Source organism: Pseudomonas sp. HMSC057H01, from assembly GCF_001836405.1.
Taxonomy (GTDB): Bacteria; Pseudomonadota; Gammaproteobacteria; order Pseudomonadales; family Pseudomonadaceae; genus Pseudomonas; species Pseudomonas aeruginosa.
On record NZ_KV828524.1, the window covers coordinates 99,824 to 115,692 of the forward strand.

Genomic DNA, 15,869 nt, shown 5'->3' on the forward strand with positions numbered 1-15,869 from the left:
CGAGAGCGCTGCCGCATGCAGTGGAAGGGCCGTTTTGTCGCTCGTGGAAAAAGAAGAAAAACTTTTTGGATCAGAGGGTTGACATGCCCGCGCGCATCCGTAAAATGGCGCGCCTCTGAGACGCGAATCCAGCAACACCGGAAGCGTCCAGGGTTGGAAGAAAGACGTTCCGCGATAGCTCAGTCGGTAGAGCAAATGACTGTTAATCATTGGGTCCCTGGTTCGAGTCCAGGTCGCGGAGCCAAATTCCAATCGGGGTATAGCGCAGTCCGGTAGCGCGCCTGCTTTGGGAGCAGGATGTCGGGAGTTCGAATCTCTCTACCCCGACCACCTCATACTTGGGTCGTTAGCTCAGTCGGTAGAGCAGTTGGCTTTTAACCAATTGGTCGTAGGTTCGAATCCTACACGACCCACCATATTCAAGACGAAAAAGCCCACCTGCAAAGGTGGGCTTTTTCGTTTCTGTGCCATTACTTTCCGAATGCTGGCCTGTGGGAAGGAGGATGGTCCGCTCTTCCAGCCCAGTTTCTCCCGACGCCTGGCCTTCCCGCATGGCATTCCATCGAGCGTCTGGAGGCGGCGGGCCCTGAGGCCCGGCCGCTCCATCGAACAGGAAGCCTCCCGGTACGGGTACCGGGAGGATCGATTCACAGGTTGTAGTGGCGACCTATCATGGGAACGGTCGCCGCAGCCCCGTATACCGAGTTCCAGGACTGCCAGCCAAAATTGATGCCGATCAGTCCGCCATGGATCTGGTTGGGGATTTGCGGCTCCAGCCTGCCGCTGGCCGAAGAACCCATGACATTCCCCTGGTTCCAGGCGACCAGGCCGCCCAGCAGGCCCGAGCCTCCGACCTTGCCGGAAGCGGAGGCGCCCCTGATGGTGCCGGTGCTGAAGCCTGCCAGCCCGCCGATATAGCTGTCATATCCCGCCCTCGCATCGCCGCTGGCCGAGGCCCCCAGGACGAGAGCCCGCCAGCCTTCCAGGGAGCCGACCAGCCCGCCGACACTGGCGCCGCCGCCCCCGGTGACCGCGCCGGTGGCGTTGGCGGAGCGGATCGAGGTATTTTCACCGCGGCCGAGCAGTCCTCCCAGGTTGTGGCCGGTCATGTCGATCACCGTCCCATAGCTGCTGGCGAGCATCAGCGAGCCTCGCAGATCGCTGCCGAGCAACCCGCCGATGGCCCTGGAACCGTTGGCGCTGACGTTGCCCGAAGCCGAGACGTTCGTCAGCGAGGCGGCATCGTTGTAGCCGACGAGTCCGCCGACGCGACTGCCCTTGCCCCCGGTGACATTGCCGGATGCGGCCAGGGTGCTGTGGTTGCCGCCCCGGTTGTGGCCGATCAGCCCTCCCACGTCACTGTTCGCCCCTGCGTTTACCCACCCGGAGGCCTTCAGGTTGGAATGATTGCCGCCGAGGTTGGACCCTATCAGGCCACCCAGGGTTTTGCCGCTGCCGTCGGTGACTTCGCCACTGGCGGAACCGTTGATGATGGAGCCGTACAGGTTTTCGCCGAGCAGACCGCCAACCGCTTCTGCTCCGCGGGTAGCGACGTTGCCCTTGGCGGAGGCATTGACCAGCGAGGCATTGGCGTTGAGACCGATCAGGCCGCCGGCCTGGAGCAGCGACCCACCACTCAGGTTGCCGCTGGCACTGACGTCGGCCAGGTTGCCTGCCTGGTTGTGGCCGATCAGGCCTCCCAAGTAGCGACCGGCTTGCAGGACGACGTCGCCATGGGCGCTGGCGTTGGTGATGGCCGCGTTCAGGTTCCGGCCGATCAGCCCGCCCAGTGCTTCCGCGTCTGTGCCCCGGACCTTGCCGCTGGCCGTGGCGTGGGCGATACCACTGTTTACGTTGAGGCCGATGAGCCCTCCGTACAGGCCGTGCTGTCCGTTGCCTGAGACGTCGACGAAGGCGGATACGTCCGCCAGTCCGCCGGCGGAGCTGTATCCGACCAGTCCTCCCAGGTTCATCCCGTGACCGCTCAGCGACAGCGTTCCCTGGCTGCCGCTGCTGCGGATGAGGCCGCCGCGGTTCCTGCCTACCAGGCCCCCCGCGCCGTAGTGGCTGGCATGGTCCTTCAACTGGCCGGAGATGGCAAAATCGGCCCGGCTGTTGGAGATGCTGGCCACGCCCCTGGCTGTGCTGATGTTTTCGGCTGCGAGTCCGCCCAGAGCATAGGTGTGGCGGTTGCCGACCAGCGTGCCGCTGGCGCTGGCGTTGTCGATACTACCCAGGTTCAGTGCGACCAGCCCGCCGAGGCTGTTCAGCTTCGAGGCCGCGGCGATACGGATGTCGCTGGCGTTCACATTGTCGATGCGACCGAGGTTGACGGCGGCCAGGCTACCGACCTGGACGTTGTAGTGGGTGGCCTGTGCTCCATCGGCGGAAATGCGTTCCAGGTTCAGGTTGCGGAGGGTGCCCCGGTTGACGCTGAACAGGCCGGAGTAGGCACCGGTGCCGTACACGGCAAGATTATCGATGGTGTTGCCCAGGCCGTCGAAGGTACCGCCGAAGGCGCTGGCGTTGCCTATCGACAGGAAGCTGGAATTGCCTCCTGCGATTCGATTGCCGAGGACATAGCTGCCGCCCAGGTCCCTATCGATGCCGCGCAACTGCTGCAGGTCCTGGATCACGCTGTAGTCCCGCCCATTGGCGCGGAATCCTGCGTTCTTGCCGGACAGGGTGATCCGGGCGCCTTCGGCGAGGGCATAACCCTTGTCCGAATTGAATTCGACCCGGGCTCCCTGGCCAGTGAGAGAGAGGCTGTCGTCGATACGGAGAGGGCGCTGCCCGGCATTGAGAGTAAGGCTGGCGTTTTCCCCCTGGGCCGTCAGCGCGCCATTGATCCTGAGGTCCCCGCGCTCGGCGGTTAGCGTCAGGCCGTTGCCGCTGTCCCAGGACAGCGGCGCGCCGACATGCGCGTTGCCCCGGGTGGCGACCACTTCGACGTTGCTTGTGGAAAGGTTGCGGGCCAGGGTATCGGCATGCAGCGTCGGACCTTTTCCCGCGCTGCTTGGATTCGCCAGGCCGGAACCGACATTCTCGCTGCTCCGGGCCTGAACGGTACGTGACCTGACGTTGGTGGCGGAATTGCCGAAGACCTTGTTACCGCCGGTCTGGACCTGGACGACATGCACATTGCCGGCGTCGGCGGCAATATCGGGTAGCGTCTGGACCTGGACGATGCTGGAGCCATTGGCGCCTGGGCTCAGGTTGGGGAGAGTCTGGGTCTGGACGACATCGATTCCGCTGACGCCGGGGCCGATGTTGGCACCGCTCTGGCTCTGCACGATTGTGACGCCATTGACGCCCGAGCCGATGCTGGGGCCGCTCTGGCTCTGCACGACGCTGATGCCACTCGCGCCTGAACCGATATTTGCGCCATTCTGGCTTTGCACAACGGTGATGCCACTTGCGCCCGAACCGATATTGGCACCGTTCTGGCTCTGCACGACAGTCACGCCATTGACGCCCGAGCCGATATTGGGGCTGTTCTGGCTCTGCACGACGCTGATGCCACTCGCGCCGGCGCCGATGTTGGCGCCATTCTGGCTTTGCACGACGCTGATGCCATTGGCGCCCGAGCCGATATTGGGGCTGTTCTGGCTTTGCACGACGCTGATGCCACTTGCGCCCGAGCCGATGTTGGCGCCGCTCTGGCTCTGCACTGCGGAGGTACCGTTGGCGCCGGCGGCGAGGTCGACGGCCGGCTGCTGCTGAACGATGGTCACGCCGTTGCTATCGGACGCATTGGCCCCGGCTGGGCCCTGCGCTACATGGACCTGGCCGGAACCATCACCGGCAGCGTTTGCCTGGCCGACAGCGGCTACGCTGACCTCGTGCGAGAGAATCCTCCAGGTGCCGGTTGCGCCCTGGTCGGCATGGGTGTCCACCTGCGCGGTTCGCTGTATCTCGACGTTCGCGCCCTGGTTCAGCACCAGGCCGCCATTGCCTCCGCCGATGGCGCTGGCGTCCTGCTTGCCGGCCACCCGCACGGTACCCTGTTCGCCGCCGTCGAGGACGATGCGTCCTTCCGCGCTGCGTAGCGTCCTGGCCTCGAGAGTGCCCTGGTTGTTGACGACGGTCTTGAGCAGGCTGTCGGCGCTGCGGGCGCTCATCAGCACCTGGCCGCCATCGGCGCGGATGAGGCCGCCGTTGTGTGCAAGAGCGTCGACCGAGCCCTTGTCCACCTGCAGGTTGAGCAGGCCGTCGCCGTCGAAATTGAGGTTGATGCCCTGGCCTGCGCCCAGGGCCACGGCGCCGAGTTGCGCCTGGATCACGCCGTCGTTGCTGACCCGGGCGCCCAGCAGGGCGATGCTGCCGCCTTCGCTGGCTTTCAGGCTGCCGGCATTGCTTACGGTTGCGCCGGAGTCGCCGGAGAACTGGTAGTTGCCGGCGAGGAAGTCCCTGTCGGCCAGGTCCAGGGTGGAAGCCACCAGGCCGCCTACGTTGACCTGGGCGGACTTGCCGAAGACCACACCGTTGGGATTGACCAGGAAGACCTTGCCGTTGGCATCTATCCGCCCCTGGATATCGCTGCCGTTGCGGCCGATCACCCGGTTCAGGGCGACGGCGTCCTGGCCCGGCTGGTGGAAGCTGACCCGCTCATCGGCACGGACGCTGAACTCGTTCCAATTAGTGATCAGCTTGTGGCTCTGCTGGTCGATGACCATATGCCGGCCATCGGTGGATGTCTGGAATCCGGCATCGCCTGAAACGACCGTGGCGCCGCTGGGCAGGGCGAAGGCGGGGGCCTGGCAGAACAGGCCGAGCAGTGACGCTCCGGCGACTACGAGCGCCTTGCCGCGTCCGCTCTTGCTGCGCCGACGGGTACCTTCGCTTGCGACGTTCCAACAGCCTGTGGCCTGGTTCCAGACCAGCGTATAGCTCTTGTTCATGGCTTTTCCTTTCAGTGGGGCCCGCCGGCATGGCGGGCGGGAGCTTGCTCAGAAGTAGCGGGTCGCTTGCAGCCACAGCCGGGGAGTGCGCTCGGGCTCGATGTTGTTTTCCTGGCTCAGGGGCCAGGCGGCGGTCAGGCTGACCTGGTGATCCGTTCCGTACCAGGTTGCGCCGCTGCCGACGGCGGCCATGCGGTTGCGATTGCCTTCCTTGGTGTTGGGGTGCTTGAGGAATTTCACCGCTCCCTGGTCGATGAACGAACTCAGCTGCCAGCCCGGAGCCAGGCTGTAGCGCAGCTCCGCACTGGCTTGCCAGCCTTCGTCGCCGTAGCCCTTGTAGCTGCCCAGGGGGAACGCCCGAACGCCGTAGGGGCCGCCCATGTCGAACTGTTCCGCGCTGTCGAGGTTGCCGCCGCTCCACTGGGCGTTGAGTTGGGCGAACAACTGCAGGCGGTCGCCCAGGTGCTGCAGGCGTACGGCGTTGAGCATGATCTTGTCGAAGCTGCCGGCGGTACCGATGGTGTAGCGGTCCAGCAGCCGCTCTTCGGCGGAGTCGATGGCGAGCTGGCCGTGGGCATAGGCCAGCGAGAAGCCGCTCTGTCCACCGCCGAACAAGCGGTCCTGGGCGTTTCCGCTGATGCTGGCGGTCCACAGGCGGATCTCCTTGCGGCTATGCCTCCCGGTACGCTCCTGGTCATCGCGAAGTCGCTTGTTTTCATATTGCAACTGGGTGGACAGGCTTAAGCTGCGGCTACGCAGCAGGGGCTGGCTGACGAACAGGCTGTCGGTAATGGCCCGGCCATGGGCGTCCAGGCGCGAGAAATCGCGTACCAGTCGATAGGTCGTCTCGGCGTGGGCCAGTCCGATGCGCGTGCCTCGGGAACCAAGGGGCAGTTGATAGGCTGCACGGTAGTAGCGTTGGTGCCGATCGCTGCCCAGCAGGCTCAGTCTCGCCTGGTCGCCCAGTCGCAGCGGGCTGTTGAAGTCGAGGGTGGTTCCCAGGCGATATTCCCCCATGTAGCGGCCGCCATAGTTGTCTGCCTCCAGCCTGCCGCCGACCAGCGGGCCGGGGCGGGCCTCGACGCGCAAGTCCGTGGTTCCCTGCGCCTGGCCCGGCAGCAGGGTGCCTTTGGCCTGGAGGCCGGGAATGTCGCTCAGGAGCAGAAGCGCACGCTCCAGCTCGGAGCCCTGGACCGCGGTATCTCGTTCGAGTGCGCTCAAGGGGCGGAGTAGAACGCGGTCCAGCGTTCGGGACGTGTTGTGCAGTTCGATCCTGCCGTAGCGTCCCTCGAGCACTTCGATGCGTACCGTTCCATCCTGGATTTCCTGTGCCGGGAGGAAGGCGCGCGCCAGCACATATCCCTTTTCCCGATAGAAATCGCCGATGCGGGCGGCGGCGGCGTGCAATTGGCTCAGATTGAGTTCCTGGCCCGGCAGGTCGTGCAGGAGCGCCAGCAGGCGTCGATCGTCGAGCTGCCTGTTGCCGCTGAGTTGGAAGCGCTTGACCAGCACCGTCGGGCCGCCCTCTTCGGCAGCCCGTGATACGCCGTCCTCGGGGCTGGGGCGCTCGGCGTCCAGTTCCACCGGCGCGGGCAGGTTCAGGCGTCGGCTTTCCACGTCACGCAGCGCCTGCCCCGCATCCGGGGCGGCACTGGCAAGGCAGGACGACAGCATGGCCATTCCCATGAGGCCCGTACGGAGCAGCGGTCCGGCCCTGAGGGATTGAACGATCGAAGTGGAACTGCTGGAAGGCTTTGGGGAGGGCGGCGGGAAAGAAAGGCTAGCCTGGTTACGCGGAAAAGCTGGATGCATGGTCAATCGGCCCGGAGCGCGGTTCTTGCAGGGAAAAGAAACCGATATCCGCAGGCATGTCGCAGAACGATCGGTTTCAAGGCGGAGAATCGAGTGGGCGATAGCCTGGGGCGAGGCTGAAACGGCGACAATCGTAGTTTTCTGGCGTTGGCCGGTAGAACTTCTTGGTTTTCGTAGGGGACTGGGAGGACTGCTGTAGGAAAAAACTCCGGTGATAATGGGCTCGGCTGCGGAAGCGGCGGAAACAGTGGGGCGGAAGTAGCGGCTGAGCGCGATTCCGTATCGCGACCGTGGCGGTCATGATCAAAGGGCCTGTCCGACTATCGCCCGCCGTTCGGTCTGGCGGCTGGAGCATAGGCAGGACGCAGCGCTAGAATTCCGTCTCGGTTTACGGTCCCTCTCAGGCTGAGCATCAACGGCGTGTGTCTTTCGGTTCTTTTTCGCGGCGTTCACCCATGACCGGCACCAAGCCCACAACGCCCGTAGCCCGCTATTTCCACCAAGAGGCGCAACGGCGCGGCTATGTGCTGGACGCAGCTCAGGGCAATGCCATTCTTCATCTCGATCGATTGGCGGAGCGCTTGCGTCGAGGCCCGTCGCTATTCCGGCAAGCGCCGCGCAGCCTCTACCTGTGGGGTCCGGTCGGGCGCGGCAAGAGCTGGCTGATGGATGGCTTCTTTCGCAGCGCTGATTTGCAGGGCCTGCGCCGGACGCATTTCCATGCGTTCTTTCGCCAGCTTCATGACGGCATGTTCCGCCGCCAGGGGCGGCCCGATGCCCTGGGCGGTGCGCTCGACGAACTGCTAGGAGATTGCCGGCTGCTTTGCTTCGACGAATTCCATGTCCACGACATCGGCGACGCGATGCTGATAACACGCCTGTTCAGGGAGCTGTTCCGCAGGAAGATCACCCTGGTCTGCACCTCCAACTACGCGCCGCGGCAACTGCTGCCCAATCCGCTCTACCACGAACGCTTCCTGCCGGCGATCCGGTTGATCGAGACGCGCATGGAAGTGCTGGAAGTAGCCGGCGCCCGGGACTACCGGACGATTTCGCCGCGGCAGGAGATCGCTTCCGGTTATGCCAGCGGCGGGTATTGCTGGCCAGCCTCATGCGCTTGCCTGGACGAGCTGGGCTTGTCCGCGCCCGAGCGCTCGCAACGCGTGATCCTGCAAAGCGGCGCGAGGACGTTGCAGGCGCGCGCGGTGTGCGGCGACCTGGTGTGGTTCGCCTTCGCCGACCTTTGCGAGGCGCCAACCGCGGTGATGGACTACCTTGCCCTCGGCGAACGCTTCTCTACCTGGGTGCTGGACGGCGTACCGCCGATGGCGCGCTGTTCGGTCGCCGCCCAGCAGCGCTTCATCAATCTCGTCGACGTCCTTTACGACAATGACCGGCGTTTTTTCCTGAGTGCCGAAAAGGCGCTGCCGGACCTGGTCGAGGGCAGCGACCTGCCTGCGGACATGCAGCGTACCGCCAGTCGGCTGGCGCAGTTGCGCCAGCTTCGCTGTTGAAGGAACGTCCCGCGCCGACGGCAAACGGGGCGCAATGGCTCAGTGCAGCTTGAGGCGTGGCTCGGTGCTGCGCAGGCGGCCGCTGAGCATCAGCATCGCGGTGCGCAGCGGACCGTACAACGCCATCTGGTGCATGCGGTATAGCGATACGTAGAACATCCGCGCTAGCCAGCCTTCGAGCATGACGCTACCCATCAGATTGCCCATCAGATTGCCGACTGCGCTGAAGCGCGACAGCGAGATCAACGAACCGTAGTCGCGGTAGTGATATTCGCCCAGCGGCTTGCCTTCGAGACGGGCACGCAGCGATTTCACCAGCAGCGAGGCCTGCTGGTGCGCGGCCTGGGCGCGTGGCGGCACGTTGCGCGGTTGCTCTCCCGGTTGCGCCGGCTGGGGACAGGCGGCGCAGTCGCCGAAGGCGAAGATGTCATCGTCGCGGGTGGTCTGCAGGGTCGGGCGGACCACCAGTTGGTTGATACGGTTGCTTTCCAGGCCGTCGAGTTCCTTGAGGAAGGCCGGAGCCCGGATGCCCGCCGCCCAGACCTTGAGCGTCGCCGGGACGAACTCGCCGTCGCCGGTCCAGAGGCCGTCCGCATCTACCTTGCTCACCGCCGAGCCGGTCATCACCCGTACGCCGAGCTTGCTCAGGGTCTGGTGCACCGGCTGGCTGATACGTTCGGGCAGCGCCGGCAGCACCCGTGGGCCGGCTTCGACCAGGCTGATGTGCAGGTCTTCCGGGCGGATCCGGTCGAGCCCGTAGGCGGCCAGCATCTGCGCGGCGTGGTGCAGTTCCGCAGCCAGTTCGACGCCGGTGGCGCCGGCGCCGATGATGGCGATACTCACTGCGTTGTTGTTCGCGTCGTGCCCGGTATGCGCACGCAGGTACTGGCCGAGCAGCTGGCGGTGGAAGCGTTCGGCCTGGGCGCGGGTATCGAGGAAAATGCAGTGTTCCGCAGCGCCCTCGGTGCCGAAGTCGTTGGTGGTGCTGCCGACGGCGATCACCAGGGTGTCGTAGGCGATGTCGCGCTCGGGAACCAGCTCAACGCCATTCTCGTCCACCAGTGCGGCCAGGCGGACCCGCTTGCCGGCGCGATCCAGGCCCTGCATGCGGCCGAGCTGGAATTCGAAGTGGTTCCATTTCGCCTGGGCGACGTAGTTCAGCTCGTCCTCGGAGGAGTTGAGCGAGCCGGCAGCGACTTCGTGCAGCAGGGGTTTCCAGATGTGGGTGAGGTTGGCGTCGACCAGGGTGACCTGGGCCTTGCCGCGTTTACCCAGGGTGCGGCCGAGACGGGTGGCGAGCTCCAGCCCGCCGGCGCCGCCGCCGACGATCACGATGCGATGGGACATGTGGATATCTCATAGTGGGAATTCCGTGAGGCGGTCGTCGGGAGCGTGGCTCGACCGGACGACTCAGGCCAGGTAGCTGAGGAGGCGGCTGAGCAGGCCCAGGCCGATGACCACGGCGAGCAGGACGAACATCAGGAACCACGGGCGGAACGGCGCACGCTCGACCTGGTGCAGCGGCGAGGCGAGGTACTGCTCGACCTTCTGCTGGTCTTCGGGGCTCAGTCGGCTGGACATGGCAGGCCTCCGTTTTCGATGTCGGTCATTCTAGACAGACAGGGGGCTCGATCACCAGCGGATCGTCGAGGCGGATCACTCCGCTGCCGATCACCCGCGCGGTGATGCCGCCCTGTTCGCGCACGCTTTTCAGCGTGCGGTGGTCGATGTGCTTTTCCAGGCGTCCGCAGGGTTGGTACCAGCCAATGGTTTCCAGCAGCGCGCCGCCGAGGCGGAAGCGACGGTCCTTCAGGCTGAGCAGGTTGATGCCGGCGACGGCGATGTTGCGGCGCATCTCGTTGGGCAACAGCGGCCTGCCCAGCAGGGTACCGAGGGCCTCGATGTGTTCCCACTGCACCAGGGTGACCTGGCGCGGCGGGTGCGGGTGGTCGCCCGTCAGTCCCAGGCCGCGCCGTGCCTCCACCGCCTCCAGTTCCTGGATCGGCGCGCGGCTGCCGGAGCGCACGCCGATCCACTTCACCCGCCCTTCGCTCACAGGCCTACCCCGGCGTCGAACAGGATGCTGCGGCCGAGGTTGGCGCGCAGGAACTCGGGGGCGCCGGAGTGAGCGAAGAGCACCCGGGCAAAGGTCGGACCGACCATCGACAGCGAGCGCCAGCCTTGGCGCAGGTATTCGGTGGGCGGCGGGAAGGGCGTATTGAAATCGGGCACCGCGCGCTTCAGGTTGACGAAGGCCAGCAGGTCCAGTTCGCCGTGGTCGATGCCGCGCTCGCTATAGTTGTGCGCCTTCTTGCGCAGGGTTGGCGCCAGCCGTGCCTGCAGCTCGGCGGCGGCGATCCGTTGTGGCCGCTCTTCGCGGCGGATCAGTTGGCGCAGGCTGACGGCCTGGCGGCGACGGGTCAGTTCCTCGCGCCACTCCTCGTTCAGCCGGCGACCTTCATCGAGGACGAAGAACACCTCGAAGCCGGCACCCTTGAACAGGACGTCCGGCGGCTGTTCCCCGGGGGCGGCGAAATCCTCCTGGCGATAGGGCACGTTGAGGGCTTCGAGGAAGCGCTGGCAGACCCAGCGCTCGCGGTCCCATTTACGTGCGTTGGAGAGGAAGTCGTTGGCTTGTTCGGCCTGACGGGTGAGCAGGCGCAGATAATCCGCTTCGTTCATGGGCTCAGCTTAGTCTGCCGGCGGGCCCGCTTTCCAGCCTGCAGGCGTTCCGGTTGCGACAATCCGTCCCGGAGCGCGCCAGCGGCGAGGCTCGGTGTACACTGCCGTTCCCCTTGGGCCGGAGCCGTTCCGATGCAACTTCGCAGCGTCATCGCCGCCGATCACCCGGCACTCTTCGCGCTGTGGTCGCGAACGCCAGGTATCCGCCTCCGTGCGGAGGACGCCTATCCCTTCTTCCTCGCCTACCTTCAACGCAACCCCGGGCTGAGCCTGCTGGTCGAAACCGAAGGGGAGGTGATCGCCTGCCTGATGGCCGGGCATGACGGTCGCCGTGGTTACCTCCAGCACCTGGTGGTCGATCCCGGTTATCGAGGGCTGGGGCTGGCGCGGCGGATGCTCGACGAAGTGCTGGCGCGTCTGGCGAGGGAGGGGATCGGCAAATCCCATGTCTTCGTCCTGGATGCCGCCGAGGAGGCCCAGGCATTCTGGCGAGCCCAGTCGGACTGGGAGCGGCGCAAGGACATCCAGGTATTTTCCACTCGGGAGGGACACGCGTGAAACGATTGCATTGGGTTCTGCTGGGCATGCTGCTGCCCGGCCTGGCGCTGGCCGTGGAGAAGGGCTCCACCCTGGAGCCCTGGACGTTGCAGGACCAGTTCGAAAAGGCGCACTCGCTGGACGACTCCACCCGGGTCCTGCTGGTGGCGCGGGACATGGACGGCTCGAAGCTGGTCAAGGCGGCGCTGGCGGAGCGCCCAAAGGGCTACCTGGAGGCGCGCCACGCGCTGTTCCTGGCGGACATCAGCCGCATGCCGGCGCTGATTTCCCGGCTTTTCGCGGTGCCGGCCATGCGTGACTACAGTTATCCGGTGCTGCTCGATCGCGACGCGGCCATCGCTTCTCGCTATGCCTCGGACGAGGGCAAGGTGCTCTGGGTCAGGCTGGAGCAGCGCCGCGTGTTGGAAACCCGCCAGTTGGATTCGCCGGTGGCCCTGCGCATCGCCCTGGAACAACTGCAGCCGTGATCGCGGCCGAGTTGCTGTCGGCGGAAAGCCTGGAACTGGGCTGGGCCATCTATGCACCGGTGCTGCTGCTCGCCGCCTGGCGCGCGCCCTGGGTCGAGCTGGTCAGCGATACCCGCCGCCAGCACCTGGTGTTCGGTACCATGCTCGGGCTGTTCCTGCTCTGGCTGGTGCGCCGGGACTTCGAATCGGGGCTGTCCTTCCATTTCATCGGCATGACCGCCGTCACCTTGCTGCTCGACTGGCCGCTGGCGATCGTGGTGGGGCTGGTGGCGCAACTGGGCTTGTGCCTGCTCGGCCGCCAGGATTGGCTGGCGATCGGCGTCAACGGCGTGCTGCTGGTGGCGATCCCCGCGCTGATCGCGGAGCTGGCGGCGTTGTTCGTGGAAAAGCGCCAGCCGCGCAACCTGTTCGTCTACATCTTCTGCTGCGGTTTCTTCCCGGCGGCCCTCACCGCGGTGGTGGTCCTGCTGCTCGGCCTTGGCGTGGTCTGGATCGACGGCCTTTTCCCGATGCCGCCCTGGCTGGAGGACTTCGCTGGTTACCTGTGGCTGATCATGTTCCCCGAGGCCTTCATCAACGGCACGGTGATCACCGGCCTGGTGGTCTACTACCCGGAGTGGCTGGAAACCTTCAATCGCACGCGCTACCTGCAGGCGCCCTGGAAGGACGAAGAGCGCAAGCCCTGATGACCAGTCATTCGCCAGGTTCATGGCGGGCGGCGGCTGACTTGCGTCAGTGTTTCGGACGAAGCTGGCCGCGATTCTGCCGTTTTCCCAGGTGAGGAGCGGAACATGGGTGTCCATGAATGGGCCCGAGAGGGCCTGCGAGAGTTGCTGTCGAAGAGCGACGAGGCGGACCGGGCAATGCGCCTGCGCGCGTTGCTCAGCGCAATCGTCGAACTGAACCGGGCGGAGCGCGATGCTGGCGACCTGGCCAGCGAACTGCAATTTCTTGCGGAGAATCTCGACGACCAGCGCGACTACGCTTTCATGCGCCCCTGAAGGAACGGGCCAGCCGGATTGGCTGGCCCGTTGCGTTCAATGCTCGCGAGGCGGCAGGTCGGCGGAGAAGATATCGTCTTCCAGGGTGTCGCCGGGGATCGCATGTTCCTCGGCGGCCCAGGCGCCGAGATCGATCAGCTTGCAGCGGTCGGAGCAGAAGGGGCGGTACTTGTTGTCGCTTTTCCATTCGACGGGCGCGCCGCAGGTCGGGCACTCCACGGTCAGGGGCTGGCTCATGCTCGGCCTCCTCGCAAGGTCAGGTAGAAGGCGTGCAGTCGTTCGACTTCACGCTGCAGGTGGGACAGGTCGCCGTCGTTGACCAGCACGTCGTCGGCGTGCTTCAAGCGCTCGTCGCGCCGGGCCTGGGCCTGGAGGATCGAGCGCACCTGCTCCTCGGAGACCTTGTCGCGAAGCATGGTGCGCTGTAGTTGCAGATGTTCCGGGGTATCCACCACCAGCACGCGCTGGGTCATCTGGCGCTGGCCGGACTCCACCAGCAGCGGCGAGACCAGGATGGCGTAGGGCGATTCGGCCCTGGCCAGGTACTGGACGATCTCCGCGCCGATCAGCGGGTGCAGCAATTGCTCCAGCCAGCGCCGTTCCTCCGGCGCCTGGAAGATCCGCTCGCGCAAGGCGGCGCGGTCGAGCTGGCCATCGGGCAGGAGGATGCCGTCGCCGAAGCGTTCGACGATCTTCGCCAGGGCCGGACGCCCCGGCTCCACCACCCAGCGGGCGGCATGGTCGGCGTCCACCAGGTGGACGCCGAGGGAAATGAAATGCTCGGCGGCTGCGCTCTTGCCGCTGCCGATACCGCCCGTGAGGCCTAGTATCCAGGGTTGGGTCATTTGAATCCGGCGAATTGCAGATAGGTCCGGGTTATTTGATCACCCCAGAGCAAAGCAATCCACCCGGCAATCGCCAGATAGGGACCGAAGGGGATCGGCGTGCCGCTTTCGGCGTTGCGCAGGCGCAGCATGATCACCCCGAGGATCGCCCCGACCAGCGACGACAGCAGGATGGTCAGCGGCAGGATCTGCCAGCCGCCCCAGGCACCGAGCATGGCCAGCAGCTTGAAGTCGCCGTAGCCCATGCCCTCCTTGCCGGTCACCAGCTTGAACAGCCAGAACACCGACCACAGGCTCAGGTAGCCGAACACCGCGCCGAACAGCGCATCGCCGAGGCTGGCGAAGAGGCCGAAATGGTTGGCGATCAGGCCCAGCCAGAGCAGCGGCAGCACCAGCACGTCCGGCAGCAGTTGGTGATCGGCATCGATCAGGCTCATCGCCAGCAGACCCCAGGTCAGCAGGAGCATCGCGCCCGCCTGCCAGGTGAAGCCGAAATGCCAGGCGACGTAGCCAGAAAGCAGCGCGGTGGCCAGTTCCACCAGGGGGTAGCGTTTGCCGATGGCGGCCTTGCAGGACGAGCATTTGCCGCCCAGCGCCAGGTAGCTGACCAGCGGGATGTTTTCCCAGGGGCGGATCTCGTGGCCGCAGCGCGGGCACGCCGAATTCGGCAGCACCAGGTTGTAGGTCGCCTGCTTGGGTTCCGGCTCCAGCCCGAGCGCTTCGCGGGCCTCGGCCTTCCAGTTGCGCTCCATCATCTTCGGCAGGCGATGCACGACGACGTTGAGGAAGCTGCCGACCAGCAGGCCAAGGAGGATGGCGCACAAGACAAAGGCCAGCGGATGGCTGGCCAGGTAGTCGAGGAGTTCCATCTTTACACAACGGAACCCAGTTGGAAGATCGGTAGATACATAGCGATGATCAGGCCGCCGACCAGTACGCCGAGCACGGCCATGATCATCGGCTCCATCAACGTTGTCAGGTTGTCGACGGCGTTATCGACTTCTTCCTCATAGAAACCGGCAACTTTTCCTAACATCTCATCTAGCGAACCTGATTCCTCGCCAATTGCAGCCATCTGGATAGCCATACTGGGGAAAACATTGGTGGTGCGCATGGAAAAGTTCAATTGCATGCCGCTGGACACGTCTTGTTTGATCTTGGTAACGGCATTCTTGAATACCACGTTGCCAGTTGCTCCGGAAACGGAGTCCAGAGCTTCTACCAGAGGCACTCCAGCCGCAAAGGTAGTGGATAGCGTTCGGGCGTAGCGGGCGATAGCTGATTTGTAAAGTATCCCGCCGATGATAGGTAGTTTCAGCAGGCCCCGATCTACTGAATCTCTCAGTTTTTGCGAGCGCCGATGAGCTTCCCTAAATGCAAAAGCTGCGGCAAAAAGACCAATAAGCACTATGAGCCACCACTCTTGAAGCATCTCGGAAAGATTGATGACCATTTGAGTAAAGGCCGGCAACTCGGCACCAAAATTTGCAAATACGGACTGGAACTGTGGGACCACTTTTATCAGAAGGATCGCCGATACCACAAGGGCCACTACAATTACTGCAATGGGATAAGTCATGGCTTTTTTAATTTTGGCTTTCAGGGATTCTGTCTTTTCTTTATAAGTTGCTACCCGATCCAATAATGTCTCCAAAGCACCGGACTGTTCGCCAGCATCGACCAGGTTGCAGTAGAGATCATCGAAGTAAATGGGTTTCTTTCGAAGTGAACTGGCTAAGCTGTTACCGGCGGCAACATCCTGCTTGATCTCATCGACTAGCTTGCGCATGTTTGGATTTTCGAATCCTTCGCCGATGATGTCAAAAGATTGCAGTAACGGTACGCCGGCACCCATCATGGTAGACATCTGCCGAGTGAACAGGGCGATGTCCATGGGCTTAATCTTCTTCCCTGCCCCAAACAGGGTGATACCTTTCTTGCGGACCTTTAGTGGGTTGATACCCTGTTTGCGCAGTTGAGCCTTCACCAGCATAGGGTTTTGCCCGGCCAACTCTCCTTTGACCTTGCTGCCTTTCTTATCAGTGCCTTCCCAGATGAAGACACTGGTCTTTAACGCTTTGTCCGCCAT

At 64.3% G+C, this 15,869-nt stretch carries 15 protein-coding genes and 3 tRNA genes; 8 read left to right on the plus strand and 10 right to left on the minus strand.

From position 1 onward, the window contains the following. Positions 1-168: 168 nt before the first annotated feature. The 3 genes from HMPREF2581_RS30290 (at position 169) to HMPREF2581_RS30300 (ending at position 416) form a co-directional block, all read left to right on the plus strand. Positions 169-244, plus strand: a tRNA-Asn gene (locus tag HMPREF2581_RS30290). 9 nt (positions 245-253) lie between these two features. Next, a tRNA-Pro gene (locus HMPREF2581_RS30295) sits at positions 254-330 on the plus strand. A gap of 10 nt (positions 331-340) precedes the next feature. Continuing rightward, positions 341-416, plus strand: a tRNA-Lys gene (locus HMPREF2581_RS30300). Positions 417-647: 231 nt separating this feature from the next. Here HMPREF2581_RS30300 and tpsA4 read toward each other — a convergent pair. Beyond that, positions 648-4,901 carry a two-partner secretion system exoprotein TpsA4 gene (gene tpsA4, locus HMPREF2581_RS30305; protein ID WP_003141364.1) on the minus strand — a complete coding sequence of 1,418 codons (4,254 nt, stop codon included), beginning with the start codon at positions 4,899-4,901 and terminating at the stop codon, positions 648-650. A gap of 48 nt (positions 4,902-4,949) precedes the next feature. Next, positions 4,950-6,587, minus strand: coding sequence for a ShlB/FhaC/HecB family hemolysin secretion/activation protein (locus tag HMPREF2581_RS30310; protein ID WP_003141362.1), 1,638 nt, complete (start codon positions 6,585-6,587; stop codon positions 4,950-4,952). A gap of 548 nt (positions 6,588-7,135) precedes the next feature. Between HMPREF2581_RS30310 and zapE the strand changes: the two genes are divergently transcribed. Continuing rightward, positions 7,136-8,227 carry a cell division protein ZapE gene (zapE, locus tag HMPREF2581_RS30315; RefSeq protein WP_003141360.1) on the plus strand — a complete coding sequence of 364 codons (1,092 nt, stop codon included), beginning with the start codon at positions 7,136-7,138 and terminating at the stop codon, positions 8,225-8,227. Positions 8,228-8,266: 39 nt separating this feature from the next. Here the strand turns inward: zapE and HMPREF2581_RS30320 are convergent, their stop codons facing one another. From HMPREF2581_RS30320 to HMPREF2581_RS30335, 4 genes are all read right to left on the minus strand, one after another. Beyond that, positions 8,267-9,574 carry an NAD(P)/FAD-dependent oxidoreductase gene (locus HMPREF2581_RS30320; RefSeq protein ID WP_003112837.1) on the minus strand — a complete coding sequence of 436 codons (1,308 nt, stop codon included), beginning with the start codon at positions 9,572-9,574 and terminating at the stop codon, positions 8,267-8,269. A 63-nt stretch (positions 9,575-9,637) separates the two neighbouring features. Next, the gene (locus HMPREF2581_RS30325; RefSeq protein WP_003094672.1) at positions 9,638-9,808 is read right to left on the minus strand and encodes a DUF3094 family protein; all 171 of its coding nucleotides are present in this window, start codon (positions 9,806-9,808) and stop codon (positions 9,638-9,640) included. A gap of 25 nt (positions 9,809-9,833) precedes the next feature. Then, positions 9,834-10,283: an MOSC domain-containing protein gene (locus tag HMPREF2581_RS30330; RefSeq protein WP_003141357.1), complete on the minus strand. Its 450-nt coding sequence runs from the start codon at positions 10,281-10,283 to the stop codon at positions 9,834-9,836. Beyond that, on the minus strand, positions 10,280-10,909 hold the full coding sequence (locus HMPREF2581_RS30335; protein WP_003094668.1) for a DUF1780 domain-containing protein: 630 nt from the start codon (positions 10,907-10,909) through the stop codon (positions 10,280-10,282). Before HMPREF2581_RS30335 ends, HMPREF2581_RS30330 begins: the two co-directional genes overlap by 4 nt. Before the next feature lie 132 nt (positions 10,910-11,041). On the opposite strand from HMPREF2581_RS30335, the gene HMPREF2581_RS30340 reads away from it, so the two are divergent. The 4 genes from HMPREF2581_RS30340 to HMPREF2581_RS30355 all read left to right on the plus strand — a co-directional run bounded on the left by HMPREF2581_RS30340 (position 11,042) and on the right by HMPREF2581_RS30355 (position 12,935). Further along, positions 11,042-11,467, plus strand: coding sequence for a GNAT family N-acetyltransferase (locus HMPREF2581_RS30340; RefSeq protein ID WP_003103865.1), 426 nt, complete (start codon positions 11,042-11,044; stop codon positions 11,465-11,467). After that, positions 11,464-11,934, plus strand: coding sequence for a hypothetical protein (locus tag HMPREF2581_RS30345; RefSeq protein WP_003094664.1), 471 nt, complete (start codon positions 11,464-11,466; stop codon positions 11,932-11,934). Before HMPREF2581_RS30340 ends, HMPREF2581_RS30345 begins: the two co-directional genes overlap by 4 nt. Beyond that, positions 11,931-12,620: an energy-coupling factor ABC transporter permease gene (locus HMPREF2581_RS30350; RefSeq protein ID WP_003103868.1), complete on the plus strand. Its 690-nt coding sequence runs from the start codon at positions 11,931-11,933 to the stop codon at positions 12,618-12,620. The genes HMPREF2581_RS30345 and HMPREF2581_RS30350 overlap by 4 nt, the downstream gene beginning before the upstream one ends. Positions 12,621-12,725: 105 nt before the next feature. Next, positions 12,726-12,935 (plus strand): hypothetical protein, encoded by a 210-nt coding sequence (locus HMPREF2581_RS30355; protein WP_003094660.1) that lies wholly within the window; start codon positions 12,726-12,728, stop codon positions 12,933-12,935. Positions 12,936-12,971: 36 nt separating this feature from the next. Here HMPREF2581_RS30355 and yacG read toward each other — a convergent pair whose 3' ends face one another. Genes yacG through HMPREF2581_RS30375 form a run of 4 tightly spaced genes read right to left on the minus strand, consistent with a single transcriptional unit; the run spans position 12,972 to position 15,869 of the window. Further along, entirely contained in the window at positions 12,972-13,172 is a 201-nt protein-coding gene (gene yacG / locus HMPREF2581_RS30360; protein WP_003094656.1) for a DNA gyrase inhibitor YacG, read from the minus strand. Further along, positions 13,169-13,780, minus strand: a complete 612-nt coding sequence (coaE, locus tag HMPREF2581_RS30365) for a dephospho-CoA kinase (protein WP_003094654.1) — start codon at positions 13,778-13,780, stop codon at positions 13,169-13,171. Before coaE ends, yacG begins: the two co-directional genes overlap by 4 nt. After that, the gene (gene pilD / locus HMPREF2581_RS30370) at positions 13,777-14,649 is read right to left on the minus strand and encodes a type IV prepilin peptidase/methyltransferase PilD (RefSeq protein WP_003141356.1); all 873 of its coding nucleotides are present in this window, start codon (positions 14,647-14,649) and stop codon (positions 13,777-13,779) included. The genes coaE and pilD overlap by 4 nt, the downstream gene beginning before the upstream one ends. 2 nt (positions 14,650-14,651) lie before the next feature. Further along, positions 14,652-15,869, minus strand: coding sequence for a type II secretion system F family protein (locus tag HMPREF2581_RS30375; RefSeq protein WP_016254080.1), 1,218 nt, complete (start codon positions 15,867-15,869; stop codon positions 14,652-14,654).

What these genes read in the sequence shown, in the direction of transcription:
- tpsA4 (WP_003141364.1), bottom strand. Translation starts at nt 4,901, where the DNA reads ATGAACAAGAGCTATACGCTGGTCTGGAACCAGGCCACAGGCTGTTGG.
- HMPREF2581_RS30310 (WP_003141362.1), bottom strand. Translation starts at nt 6,587, where the DNA reads ATGGGAATGGCCATGCTGTCGTCCTGCCTTGCCAGTGCCGCCCCGGAT.
- HMPREF2581_RS30320 (WP_003112837.1), bottom strand. Translation starts at nt 9,574, where the DNA reads ATGTCCCATCGCATCGTGATCGTCGGCGGCGGCGCCGGCGGGCTGGAG.
- HMPREF2581_RS30325 (WP_003094672.1), bottom strand. Translation starts at nt 9,808, where the DNA reads ATGTCCAGCCGACTGAGCCCCGAAGACCAGCAGAAGGTCGAGCAGTAC.
- HMPREF2581_RS30335 (WP_003094668.1), bottom strand. Translation starts at nt 10,909, where the DNA reads ATGAACGAAGCGGATTATCTGCGCCTGCTCACCCGTCAGGCCGAACAA.
- HMPREF2581_RS30340 (WP_003103865.1), top strand. Translation starts at nt 11,042, where the DNA reads ATGCAACTTCGCAGCGTCATCGCCGCCGATCACCCGGCACTCTTCGCG.
- HMPREF2581_RS30355 (WP_003094660.1), top strand. Translation starts at nt 12,726, where the DNA reads ATGGGTGTCCATGAATGGGCCCGAGAGGGCCTGCGAGAGTTGCTGTCG.
- yacG (WP_003094656.1), bottom strand. Translation starts at nt 13,172, where the DNA reads ATGAGCCAGCCCCTGACCGTGGAGTGCCCGACCTGCGGCGCGCCCGTC.
- coaE (WP_003094654.1), bottom strand. Translation starts at nt 13,780, where the DNA reads ATGACCCAACCCTGGATACTAGGCCTCACGGGCGGTATCGGCAGCGGC.
- pilD (WP_003141356.1), bottom strand. Translation starts at nt 14,649, where the DNA reads ATGGAACTCCTCGACTACCTGGCCAGCCATCCGCTGGCCTTTGTCTTG.
- HMPREF2581_RS30375 (WP_016254080.1), bottom strand. Translation starts at nt 15,869, where the DNA reads ATGGCGGACAAAGCGTTAAAGACCAGTGTCTTCATCTGGGAAGGCACT.